Source organism: Paenibacillus sp. 01T442 (assembly GCF_056398345.1).
The window spans coordinates 47,138-60,615 of the sequence record NZ_JBFTPF010000028.1; the positions used below are offsets into that span (position 1 = coordinate 47,138).

The 13,478-nt window shown below is 44.5% G+C and carries 8 protein-coding genes; 7 read left to right on the forward strand and 1 reads right to left on the reverse strand.

The window, feature by feature from the left end; all coding sequences use genetic code 11:
• Positions 1-57 precede the first annotated feature (57 nt).
• Positions 58-1,428 (forward strand): MATE family efflux transporter, encoded by a 1,371-nt coding sequence (locus tag AC1DLM_RS20305; RefSeq protein ID WP_477570975.1) that lies wholly within the window; start codon positions 58-60, stop codon positions 1,426-1,428.
• Between the two features lie 227 nt (positions 1,429-1,655).
• Here AC1DLM_RS20305 and gdhA read toward each other — a convergent pair whose 3' ends face one another.
• A complete protein-coding gene (gene gdhA / locus AC1DLM_RS20310; RefSeq protein WP_312886278.1) occupies positions 1,656-3,026 on the reverse strand; it encodes an NADP-specific glutamate dehydrogenase in 1,371 nt (456 codons plus the stop codon).
• A gap of 244 nt (positions 3,027-3,270) precedes the next feature.
• Between gdhA and AC1DLM_RS20315 the strand changes: the two genes are divergently transcribed.
• From AC1DLM_RS20315 to AC1DLM_RS20340, 6 genes are all read left to right on the forward strand, one after another.
• Positions 3,271-3,855, forward strand: coding sequence for a TetR/AcrR family transcriptional regulator (locus tag AC1DLM_RS20315; protein WP_441987126.1), 585 nt, complete (start codon positions 3,271-3,273; stop codon positions 3,853-3,855).
• Positions 3,856-4,618: 763 nt separating this feature from the next.
• Positions 4,619-5,743: a glycoside hydrolase family 88 protein gene (locus tag AC1DLM_RS20320; protein WP_441987125.1), complete on the forward strand. Its 1,125-nt coding sequence runs from the start codon at positions 4,619-4,621 to the stop codon at positions 5,741-5,743.
• 163 nt (positions 5,744-5,906) lie between these two features.
• Positions 5,907-6,893, forward strand: a complete 987-nt coding sequence (locus AC1DLM_RS20325; RefSeq protein ID WP_441987124.1) for an ABC transporter permease — start codon at positions 5,907-5,909, stop codon at positions 6,891-6,893.
• Positions 6,894-6,936: 43 nt separating this feature from the next.
• Positions 6,937-7,812: a carbohydrate ABC transporter permease gene (locus AC1DLM_RS20330; RefSeq protein WP_441987123.1), complete on the forward strand. Its 876-nt coding sequence runs from the start codon at positions 6,937-6,939 to the stop codon at positions 7,810-7,812.
• 124 nt (positions 7,813-7,936) lie between these two features.
• Positions 7,937-9,610: an extracellular solute-binding protein gene (locus tag AC1DLM_RS20335; RefSeq protein WP_477570976.1), complete on the forward strand. Its 1,674-nt coding sequence runs from the start codon at positions 7,937-7,939 to the stop codon at positions 9,608-9,610.
• A 179-nt stretch (positions 9,611-9,789) separates the two neighbouring features.
• Entirely contained in the window at positions 9,790-13,356 is a 3,567-nt protein-coding gene (locus AC1DLM_RS20340; RefSeq protein WP_477570977.1) for a polysaccharide lyase 8 family protein, read from the forward strand.
• The last annotated feature ends 122 nt before the right edge of the window (positions 13,357-13,478 follow it).

Consider the following 13,478-nt stretch of genomic DNA (forward strand, 5'->3'; position numbering starts at 1 on the left):
AACGAAAAAGAAGATGATGTGATGGGACCCGCATTTAGCTTGAGACGAAAAGCTTTTATGCATAAGTATTTTTCCGGTAAAGTGATGGATTATCAACAGATTATTGGCTTATATATACCGATTCTCATTGATCAGTCTTTCCTTGTCGGACTTAACTTGGTGAACATTGCGATGATTAGTTCGTCGGGTGTTGCCGCCGTTAGCGCAGTAAGTATGATTGATTCACTTAACATATTTCTGATCAGCGTATTCGTGGCCGTGTCGACAGGTGGAACAGTTGTGGTCGCCCAGTATAAAGGTAGCGGAAACGACGGCATGGTTGCCAAAGCAGCAGCTAGCTCCATTTCCTTGGTGTCGTCATTTGCGCTTGGCATTAGTTTGTTAATGATTGTGTTTCATACGCCCGTCTTGACGCTGCTGTTTGGGACAGCCTCTGCGGAAGTGTTCGCTTATGCCAAAACCTATCTGATCGGGAGCAGCGTATCCTATGTGGGTATCGCCATTGTAGAGGCAGTTTGCGGTGCATTAAGAGGAATCGGAAAGTCCCGAACTTCCTTGAAACTCTCTTTAATCATGAATTTATCCTATGTCCTTCTGAATGTGATCTGTATTCATTTCTTACATATGGGGGTACATGGGTTGATCATCGCTGTGAATGTGTCCAGATTTCTGGCGGCCTTCGTAGCTATCCTGTATGTGGTGAAATTAGATACGAATTTCCGCATGCGATTGTATGACTTACTACATGTTAATATCGCGATGATGAAGAAAATTTTATTTATCGGGCTGCCCTTTGCGGCGGAGCAGATGTTCTTTAATGGCGGTAAAATTGTAACGCAAGTGTTTATCGTGAGTCTTGGCACGCATGCCATGGCGACGAATGCAATTGGCGGCACGCTCGCAGGTGTGTTACAGATTCCGGCTGCCGCGTTATCGCTGACTACGGTAACCGTGATTGGACAATGTATGGGAGCGCAAAATGTGAAAGACGCTCGTAAATTTGCCAAATCGTTTCTTTGGCTTGCGTCGTTTACACTCTTCCTGACGGCACTGATCCTCGTTCCGCTGTTCAAGCCGCTGGTTAGCCTATTTCACCCACCGGATGATATTCTGCGGGAGCTTTTCATCATCGTGTTGATTAATGCCATTGCACAAATCCCACTCTGGCCAATCAGCTTCCTCCTGCCAGCAGCGCTTCGAGCTGCGGGGGATTCCAAATTCACCTCCATGACTTCGATGCTGTCTATGTGGTTGTTCCGGGTCGTTCTGGGGTATGTGCTTGGCATCGTGTTTCATATGGGCATTATCGGGGTATGGTTAGCGATGAATATTGAATGGGGCGTTCGTGGACTCATATTCCTATGGCGCTTCAAGGGGGATCAATGGTATCGTCATCGATTGATCGAGACAGCTACGGATACCAAGTAAGAAAGACACCTTCTTAGCGAAGGTGTTTTTTCTTGGCGAGTGGCGTTTGGAGCATGCAACTTCTACAATGGCGTATATCTCACATAAAAACACGACAAATAGGGTGTCCCGAAGTAGATTTCTCTACTTCGGGACACCCTATCCCTTTAAGGCACTAAAGTTCCCACTCGATGTACATTTCTCGGATTAGCCGTAATAGCACATGTGAGTTCTCTTTACAAACGCTTCTAAACGACACCTTGTGCGATCATTGCGTCGGCTACTTTGGTGAAGCCTGCGATATTGGCGCCGACTACGAGATTGCCAGGATGGCCATATTCCTCAGCTGCTTGCACAGCGCTTCTGTAAATATTTTTCATAATCGCGTGGAGCTTATCGTCTACCTCATGGAACTGCCAGGAGTATCTCATGCTGTTTTGAGACATTTCTAGCGCCGATACGGCAACGCCGCCAGCATTCGCTGCTTTGGCTGGTCCAAACAAAACGCCTGCCTGTAAGAAGACGTCAATCGCATCTAAGGTGGATGGCATGTTCGCGCCTTCGCCTATGGCTTTTACCCCATTGCTGACAAGCAGTCTTGCTGATTCTTCGTCGATTTCGTTCTGTGTGGCACTCGGAAGCGCGATATCACATGGAATGGACCAGATACCATTACAGCCTGCATGGTAAGTTGCATGAGGATGTTCCTTCACATACTCACTAATTCTCGTACGCTCAACCTCTTTCAAGCGACGAACGGTTTCGAGACAGATGCCTTTTGGATCGTGGATATAACCATTGGAGTCGCTGCAAGCAACAACTTTAGCGCCTAATTGAACGGCTTTTTCAATGGAATAGATAGCCACGTTACCAGATCCAGAAACAACGACTGTGCTTCCGTCGAAGCTAAGACCTTTGGAGTTCAACATTTCATTTACAAAGTAAACACAGCCGTATCCAGTCGCCTCTGTACGGCCTAAGCTGCCACCATAGATTATGCCTTTCCCAGTGAGCACACCAGATTCGTAAGCGCCGCTTATGCGCTTGTATTGACCGAACATATAACCAATCTCGCGCGCGCCTACACCAATGTCCCCTGCTGGCACGTCCGTATCCGGTCCAATATATTTATAAAGCTCTGTCATGAAGCTTTGTGTGAAACGCATAATTTCATTATCKGATTTGCCTTTAGGATCGAAATCGGATCCACCTTTACCGCCGCCGATCGACTGACCCGTAAGGGAGTTCTTGAGTGTTTGTTCAAAACCTAGAAATTTGATAATGCTAGCATTAACKGAAGGGTGAAAACGCAAACCGCCCTTGTACGGTCCAATTGCACCGTTAAATTGCACACGGAAACCACGATTTACTTGCGTAATCCCTTGGTCATTTACCCATGGAACTCGGAAAGTGATTAAACGCTCTGGCTCCACAAGGCGCTCAAGAATGCCGTGTTTCATGTACTTCGGCTGCTTAGTGAGAACTGGAATTAAAGATTCAATAATTTCTTTAACAGCTTGATGGAACTCTGTCTCATTCGGATTACGTTTGACTACGGTTTCGTATATACCTTGTACATATTCTCTTGCAGCTACATCATTTTCAACTTGAACTAACACACTGTCATCCACCTTCGCAATTTAAATATAATAAAAAAGTTTATTAGTATAGTTTTACCTTATTCGAGCCATTTGGGCAATCAAAATTTACATGTCATGTAAGCTTACTAAATGATGTTACGAAAGTGCCCATTGGACTAAATTTACAAGCTGTAGTATACTTTGCGAAGTGTGAATTAGATTAGAGAATATGCAACATTCAAGCATATAAGCTTATTATGGAAAAGAAAAGGAATTGGGATACATGGATAATCGAACACCACGCGTAGATCCTCGGGTTCTTCGAACACGTCAATTGCTTAAAGACGCCTTTGTCGAATTGCTTCAGGAAATGGATATCGAGAAAATTTCGGTTAATCGCATAGCAGAGCGAGCTACCATTAACAGAGTTACGTTTTATCTGCATTATCGAGATATTCCGGATATGTTGGAGAAGATGGCGGATGAAATGATTGAAGACATCAATCGCATTTTGAACAATGCGTCGGCGAATCAGATTGCGAAGGAAGAAGAGGATTGGCCGATGTTAGTGAACTTGCTGGAGCACTTTGCCGAGCATGCGAAGTTTTATAAAGTCGTACTGGCTTCAAGACGAACCCCGATTTTTACAGATCGCATGTTAAGGCTTCTGACGGAGTTAGTAACCTCACGCATTGAGAGGATGGGGGATGAATCCGTTTTAGCCACAGCAGGTATTCAAAAGGATATTGCCATATGGTACGGTTCATCCGCCTTAATTGGTACAATTGTTGCTTGGCTTCGTCAAGATATGCCTTATACACCTGTCTATTTGGCCAAGCAATTTATTTTGATGCGTACTCTATCGTGAGAAAGAGAAAGCAATCCGAAACTATGCTAAAAATAATCGAGAGGTGAGCGGAAGCTCACCTCTTTTTGCGACTAGCCGAGCTAAGGTTGTAAATATCAAATCCCTACTCCACAAACTGCACTCCCTGAACAACGGCTACTCCATATACGCCATCTCAAAGACCAGCTACTCAACAAGCTCCCCTCCATCTCTAGCTACTCAACAAGCCACCTCCATCTCTAGCTACTCAACAACCCTCCTCCATCTCCAGCTACTCAACAAGCCACGCCTCCATCTCTAGCTACTCAACAAGCCACCCCTCCATCTCCAGCTACTCAACAAGCCACCTCGATCTCTAGCTACTCAACAAGCCACCCCTCCATCTCCAGCTACTAACAAGCCATACCACCACTCCAACACCAGTTAGCATTTAACTGGAAAACCTGATGTTAATTTCTCGGTATTCAGTCATTTTTTAGATTTAAATGGAAATTATGAAGTTATTTTGGTTGGTTTTGCGGGAATCAGCGATTTATCTTGAAATTAGATGCATGTTTTCCAGTTATTATTGGAAAAGCCAATAAATACCTAAATTTAACTGTAGGTTATCCAGTTATTTGGAAAACAAGGCGTCACACAAGGATATTTCCCTTGGATGGCTCCTTTTTCACGTTTCGGGATACATATACGTTCAACCTGTTAACCCAACGAAAACATGTATATTGAGCAAGCGGCCTCCTATAGATATGCTTGGGACATTCAACGGAGAGGGAGTGTAGAGATAATGACACAAGAACAATGGATAGGAGATGCCTGGGAACAAGGCGTCCGTAAAGTAAAGAACACGAGCCTGAGATTAGGTGCAGCATTTCCTCATGGCTCGAACGACGGTCAATTCCAATTGACCTCACCGCATTACTGGACAGCAGGTTTCTGGCCAGGGATCTTATGGCTCATTTATCAAGATCGCCAAGATGAACAATTACGCCTCTTGGCAGAGGAATGTGAAACACAGATGGATGCTGTAATTGAGGCATACGAGCCCCTAGATCATGACATGGGCTTCATGTGGATGCTAACTTCGATAGCGAATTGGCATCTCACCGGCAATGAGCAGTCCAAACGCCGAGCGTTGAAGATTGCCAGCCATTTGGCGGGGCGATTCAATATCAAGGGAAGCTTCATCCGTGCATGGAACAGCCCGGAGCGCGTAGGATGGGCGATCATTGATTGCATGATGAATTTGCCGCTGCTCTACTGGGCGTCGCAACAAACGAATGACCCACGCTTTAAGCACGTTGCAGAGGGCCACGCGGGAATGGCCGCCAAGCAGTTTATTCGCGAGGATGGCTCCGCGTATCATATCGTCTGCTTCGACCCTGAGACGGGCGAACGCACAGGTGCGCTCGGTGGCCAAGGCTATGCGGAAGAGTCCGCATGGGCACGGGGTTCGGCCTGGTCGATCTATGGCTCGGTGCTCAGCTACCGCCATACCGGCCGTGCCGATCTCTTGGCAGCAGCGGAGCATGCAGCCTCATTCTTCTTATCACACTTACCCGAGGATAAGGTGCCGTACTGGGATTTCCGATTGCCTACCTTCGAGGGGGCATCGCGTGATACGAGTGCCGCAGCGATTGCGGCATGCGGACTGCTGGATCTGGCTGCGGTATGTGCAGGCGATCGGGCACTCTTTTATAAGGAACAAGCGTGTGCGATCTTGCAATCCCTTTCCATTCATTATGTTGCAGATGATTCCGAAGAAGCGATCCTACACTCAGGTACGGGCAACGTGCCGATGAATCAGAATATCAATAAGCCGCTGATATACGGTGACTATTACTATATGGAAGCATTGGCGAAGCTGCAAGGACATCCCTCTTTTTGGGAAATAGGGGCAGCTAAAGCCTAATATATCAAGGTTTTTCACATGTATATCACATGAAAAAGTGTATATCGGACAGTAAATATCCGCATTACATCAGCCTGTTAATTGATCAAAATCATGTATATTGTACGGATGACGGATCAGCAGGTACGATGAGTTCAAATTACAGAGCAAGGAAGTGACACCGATGAGTCAGACACTCCCTCCTTCAACACCAGCGATGGTTAAGCCGAAGGCGAGTACAGCAAAAACCAAAAATAATTGGCTAGTAAGGAAGTATGGCAAACGCGTATTAAAACAAAACATTCCCTTGTACATCATGTTTGTGCCCATCATCCTTTTCTACCTTATATTTAAATACTACCCGATGACGGGACTGGTTATTGCCTTTAAGAAATACAGCTTTATTAAAGGGATCTGGGGCAGCCCTTGGGCAGGCTTAGACAGCTTTAAAATGATCTTTCAAACGAAACAAATTTTTGGGATCGTGTGGAATACCTTAAAACTGAGTGGGTTAAGCATCATTATTGGTTTCCCAGTTCCTATTATATTAGCACTGCTGCTCAATGAAGTGAGGAAGTTGCGATTCAAAAAGTTGGTACAAACGCTTGTCTATCTGCCACATTTTCTCAATTGGGTTATTGTTGGCGGCATTGTCGTTACGGTCTTTTCGCAAAGTACAGGAACACTAAACCATGTGATAGAAAAGATTTTTGGTGAATCGTATCCGTTCTTATATAAGGAGTTTTCTTGGATTAGCATTTTTCTAGCATCGGGTGTGTGGAAGGAAGCCGGTTGGAATGCGATTATTTATCTCGCAGCACTAACAGCTATTGACCAGAGCTTATATGAAGCATCGAGCATAGATGGCGCGAACAAATGGCAGCAAACCATACGCATTACATTGCCTGCGATATTACCAACGATCATTATTATGCTAATTCTGAAGATCGGACATCTAATGGAGTTAGGCTTCGATCAAGTGTATGTCCTCCAGAATAATGCTGTCTCTGAAATATCCGAGGTTATTAGTACCTTCATGTACAAAATCGGTATTCAGCAAGCGAACTTTAGTCTTGCGACAGCAATGGGATTGTTTGAATCCTTGGTTGGTTTAATCTTGGTGCTTACAGCCAATCGCATTGCACGCCGCTTCGGCCAAGGTTTATGGTAGGCGAACACATGACCTACTAACAAAAGTTAAGAAGGAGAAGCTTATGAAGCATTCACGAGGAGAAAAGGTATTTTACGCCCTCAACTATATATTTTTATTCATCATTGGACTCAGCTGCTTGTTGCCTATAATTCATATTCTAGCGCTGTCACTGAGTGATAAGCATGCGTTAATGTCAGGAACGGTTAGCTTTTGGCCAGTTAATTTGAGCTTAGACGGCTATAATGCTCTGTTCAAGGAAAGCCCAATCATCAAGGATTTTAGGAATAGTGTGATCATTACGGTGGTAGGGACATTCCTGAATATTGTGTTCACAATCCTAGCTGCCTACCCGTTGTCCAAGCGTTATTTTATCGGACGCAAATTTTATTCATTCGCTATTATTTTCACCATGATCTTCTCAGCGGGTCTCATTCCTACTTATTTATTAGTCCAAAAACTAGGGCTCATCAATAGCTACGGTGCCCTTTGGTTGCCTGGATTGATTACAGTGTGGAATCTCTTGGTTTTGAGAAGCTTTTTCGAAGGATTGCCAGAGGAGTTGGAGGAGGCTTCCCGTATTGATGGCTGCTCCGAATGGCGCTTGATAATTCAAATTGTGTTGCCATTGTCATTGCCAGTCCTAGCTGCATTAACCTTATTCTATGGGGTAGGCCACTGGAATGCTTTCATGAATGTACTGATTTATATCAATGATTCCAGCAAACTGAATTTAGCGGTACTCGTGCAACAAATGATTCAGAATCAAAGCTTGATGCAGGAGATTTCGAATACACAGCCTGATTTGGCCGCAGTGATCACACCAGAGGGTGTTAAAGCGGCAGGGGTTATTGTTATGACATTACCGATGTTAATCGTATATCCATTCTTACAACGGTTTTTCGTCAAGGGTGTCATGGTCGGTGCAGTAAAAGGATAATGGTAATTCATTGAAAGGGGTGATGTGGAGCACTAAACATGGTAGTCTTAGTTTTACATGTAGATGAAATTATTGGGGTTATCTTAAAAATGCACGTACATTACATGAGGGGTGACTTATTCATATGTATACAATCAGCAAAAAGAAAGCAGCATCCGTTTCCTTAGCATTAGTACTTTCCAGCACGGCGCTACTTACGGCTTGTGGATCAGATAAGGACAAGGCAGCTAGCACAACAACACCAAGTACCGCAGCTGCAGCTACAGCAAGTGCGAAACCGGCAGGACCTAAACCCAAGATTACGGTTTCCATTTATGATCGTAACAATGTACCTGAAGGTGAAGGCACGATTACGAATAACCGCTGGACGAAGTGGATTAATGAAAATGCACCTGTGCAAGTTGAGTTTGTCCCTGTTCCACGTACGAACTCTTCGGAGAAGTGGAACGTTCTGTTCGCTTCTGGCCAAGCACCTGACTTAATCTTGGAATTCTCGAATCCTTATATGAAGGATTTGGCGTCCAAAGGACAAATTATTCCGATCGATGATGCCATTGCGAAATATTCCACGAATTACAAGAAAATGATCGCTGGCAATGAGTCTTTACAAAAATTAACGAGATTTAATGGGAAAACGTACTTCTTTGGTCGCAGTCTTCCATTTGCAACTAACCATTATGTGATGGTCCGCCAGGATTGGTTGGATAAATTGAAGCTGCCAATGCCAAAAACAACGGAAGAATATCTCCAAGTTGCGAAAGCGTTCACAGAGCAAGATCCTGACGGTAATGGCAAGAAGGATACACTGGGTTCAACTTTCTGGGATGTAGACTATATGTACCAACTAGGGCAAGCGAGTGATGAAACATTGCCAATGATCACGTCCTATCATTTAATCAATGATCAATATGTACGTACATGGGATCGTCCAAAAGCAGATTTAGCTTTCAAGAAAGCTCTGTATGAAGCTGGCACTGTAGATAAAGATACGTTCACAGACAAAAATATGGCTAAAGCACAGCAAGATTGGGTAAACGGCAAGCTTGGCATTTATGGATCAGATGGTTTAGAAGGTGCAAAAGGATATGATGTCTACAATACGCTGATCAAAAATAATCCAGATGCGAAAGTAGCGATTCTGCCGCTTCCGAAGTCTGAAATAGGTCAATTCTCACCTGCAGGTGCAGTACCTATGCAATTTATGGGTGCCATTAATGCAACAGCGAAGAACGTAGAAGCCGTTGTTCAATATGTGGATTGGTTGATGACACCAGAAGTTCAAAACACATTGAAGTATGGTATGGAAGGCGTTAACTATAAGATGGTAGACGGTTGTCCGAGACCAATTGATGCAGCAAAAAACAAGAAAGAATTAGATTGGAATGGCGACTTCCAAATGGTGTCTCAATTGGGCACGATGGGGAAATGTGCGGATTACACGAACCAACTAGATCCTTCGAAGCCGAATGATAAAGCCTATATTGACTTGATCAACCAAGGTAAAGCTGCATACATTTCAGCTGATCGTCCAACTACGTCCGAAATCGTACTTCCAGTTACTTTGACAGATGATCTAACTGTTATTAAAAACACATTGAAAAATACACTTACAAACATTTATACAAAAGCTGTTGTTGGTGGAGCAAGTTATACKGTTGAACAAGCAATGAAAGATGCTCAAGACGCTTGGGAAAAAGGCGGCGGTAAAAAAGTCGATGACTTCTATACAAAAGCCTATACGGATAACAAAAAAGACGTTATTCACACGAAAGATTACTATAAATTGTTGACGAAATAAGTTAACGACAATCATGTACACAAGTTAAATCAAAGTTTTAGTCCAACATGTGCTTCCTTCCTGCTGTTAGTTAGTTCGGAAGGAAGCATTTTTTTTCAATATAAGGACTCGATTTTTGCAAGGAGCGGCTGAAGTAAAGCCAACAAATCGTTCGACTTAAGAGGGGGCTAATTATGTTAATGGGTAAATTTCGTTTTATGAAAGCGCTTATATTAGTGCTAGCTTTGATTGTCAATGTACTGGCAATGCCCATTCAACCTGCCTATGCGGCAGATGAGTATGACACATTACGCGCGAAAATTTATGATCTTACCACTGGTGGACCTACTTTCGATCCAGCGGACCCGGACATCAGCGGCAAGATTACCAATATTACAACACTTGCTCAGACGAATTGGGATACGATGAATAAGGCTGCAGGAAGAACTTATTTGTGGAGTGATATGGCAACGACGACGGAATCGGAGCATGTTTCAGGAAGCTATCAACGGTTAGAAGCGATGACGCTAGCCTATGTGACTAGAGGTTCAACGCTTCAAAACAACGCAGCATTGCTGGAGGATATTATAAGTGCCATGGATTGGATGTACACGAACCGATATAACACTAGTGTAGCGTATAGAGGTTATGACAATTGGTTTGACTGGCAAATCTCTTCTCCACTCAGCATCAATAACATAACAACTTGGATTTATTCCAGTTTAACCGCAACGCAGATTACGAATTGGCACGCTGTCATCGACTATCAAGCGCTTACTTGGGGAGCCAGCCTGACTGGAGCTAATCGCGTATGGGCTTGCAACATTAAAATTACAAGCGGAATTATTGTCAAGAACAGTGCCAAAATCATCTTAGGCAGGGACCAGCTTAGTTCAGTATTTGATTATGTGACTTCCGGTGAAGGCATGTATAGCGACGGTTCATTTCTTCAACATACCGCACTAATACCTTACAACGGCGGATATGGCATAAATTTACTCGATAATTTAACCAAAGTGATGTATGTCGTTGCAGGTTCTACATGGGATATAACAGATCCGGATGTGAATAACATCTATCAATGGGTTTATAATGCTTTTGAACCGCTATTTTATAATACTTCCATGGCCGATATGGTCAGAGGAAGAAACATTGCAAGATTAGCCAGCGATGATAATGGATTAACGTCAATAGGTTCGCTTGGAGCTTCCGTAGCAAGGATGGCAGTGTCAGCACCATCTGCGGACGATCGGGCAGCCTATAAATCAATGATTAAGAAATGGATGACAGAAGCTACGTCTCCTACCAAGTATGCTGATTTGGTTATGATCAGCTCTATTGTGCAAACGAAACAAATCATGAGTGATCCGTCTGTTACCACGAGAGATGCGCTGATCATGAACAAACAATACCCCAACATGGCTAGAGCCATACACCATAGACCAGGATTCGGTTTTGGCATCAGTATGTCATCCAATAAAATCGGGAATTTTGAAATTGTTAATAATGAGAATTTAAAGGGCTGGCATACCGGAGACGGAATGACCTATCTCTATAATTCCGATTTGACACAATACAAGGATTCTTACTGGCCAACTGTAAACAGCTATCGTTTACCTGGCACGACAGTCAATCAGAACACAACGGCAGCAGCTAATGTCAAAAATCCGAATAGTTGGGTTGGCGGCACAGAAATATCGGGACAATATGGGATCACAGGCATGCAATACACGGCTAATGCCGCTACGCTGACAGCGAAGAAATCATGGTTCATGTTCGATGATGAGATTGTGAGTCTTGGAGCTGGTATAACGTCCACAGACAACAAGGTAGCTGAAACCATTGTTGAAAATCGAAAGCTGAACAGCTCTGCTAACAATGCGCTTACTGTAAATGGAGCCGCAAAGTCAACCACGCTAGGTTGGAATGAAACAATGACCGGAGTCACTAAGGTCCATTTGGCCGGAAATGTGGCAGGATCAGACATCGGTTACTATTTCCCAACAGCAACGACATTAAAGGGATTGCGCGAGGCGCGAACAGACTCATGGTCGAGCATTAATCAGTACTACACAGCTGCGGAATACTTTACGAACTATACACGCAACTATATGAATCTGTGGTTCGATCACGGCACGAATCCGACGAATGCCCAGTATGCCTATGTGCTACTGCCAGGTATGTCAAGCGGACAGTTGGATACGTATGCAGCTAATCCGGATATTACTGTCGTTGAAAATTCAACCGCTGCACAGGCTGTGCAAGAAAATGCACTTGGCATACTAGGTATTAACTTCTGGAATGATGCGGCCAAAACGGTGAGTGGTGTCAGCAGCAACAAAAAGGCGTCCGTCATGGTCCGCACGACCGAGAATGGAACGGAAGTTTCCGTATCTGATCCAACGTTGGCCAATACGGGTACTATTCAACTTACGCTTACGCAAAATCTGGGACCGGTTGCTTATAAGGATTCACGGATTACGACGAGCACCAGTGGCGGTACAACTACAATCACAGTCAATGTGAACGGGGCTGGGGGGAAAAGCATTAAGGCGTTTTTTGCAACGCCTACAGGTGTCCCGATTACCGGGTATACGGTGAATGAAGATTTCAACGACATGTTGCCTGGCACGTTGACCGGGCAAAATGGTTGGATTATGAATAACGCAGGTGTGGCTGCGAATACCGTTGTTGTAYAGCCTTTGAATGCTGATAACACAGAAAAATCACTGAAAGTAACGACAGCATCAACTAGCGGAAGTGCCGAAGCATATCGTCTGTTTAATGCCCCTCAAAGCGGCTACATTACAGTGGAAGCGACCGTGACAGCCGATGATGCCAATTGGAAAAATGCGCTCATCGTTGCGGACAACAGCTTAGCTACCAATAACAATGCGGCACAGCTAGTGATGCAAAGCGGCAAAATTTGGGGCTATAACGGCAGCACCAAAACCGATGTGTTAACAGGGATTACGAATGGCCAGCCGTATCGCTTGAAAGTCGTGATCAATGCGTCAACGAAAAAATACGACGTCTACGTCAACGAAGCGCTGCTCGCTACGGGCTGGGACTACCGTTACAACGTGGCCACGCTCGACAAGTTCTCTACCTCCATCGCTGGCAACGCAAGCTCGATGAGCGTGGACGATGTGAAAGTATCATATAAGCCGCTTACGTTAACTAATTTAATCGATGAGAATTTTAACAGCATGACGCTTGGTAATCTGAATGGGCAAGGCGGTTGGGTATTCGATAACGGCGGCGTCACGGGAAATACGGGCGTAGTACAGATGGTAAGCGGATCGGCTACGAACAAGGCAGCCAAATTGACGACAACGTCCACCTCTGGCAAAGCTGAGGCGTATAAAGTGTTTACCGCGCCTGCAAACAGCACGGTCATTGCAGAAGCGACTGTTACCGCCGATGACGATAACTGGAAAAATGCTTTAGTAATCTCGGACAGCGGTATCACTTCGAACAATAGTGCTGCTCATCTCATTATGCAAGCAGGAAGAATTTGGGGTTATAACGGTGGGACTCAAACGAACATACAAACCTCAACCAAGAACGGAGAACCTTACCATCTTAAAGTGATTATCAATACAGCAACGAAAAAGTTCGATGTCTATGTGAATGGCGAGCTGCGAGGCTCACAGTGGAACTATCGGTATACCGGATTGACCAAGGTTGACAGGCTGGGCTCAGCGATCGGCGGCAACGCCAGCTCAATGAGTGTAGATGATGCCAAGGTTAGCTATAATCCATAGTCTGTAACAAGGAAGCCTGAGTTTCAAAATATCAGGCTTCTTTGTGTATTTGTTGCTAATGTGCTGAAGTTGCGGAACGTATTAGCCCCATGGGCTTTATTTCTTCCGCATGTTAATCCAAC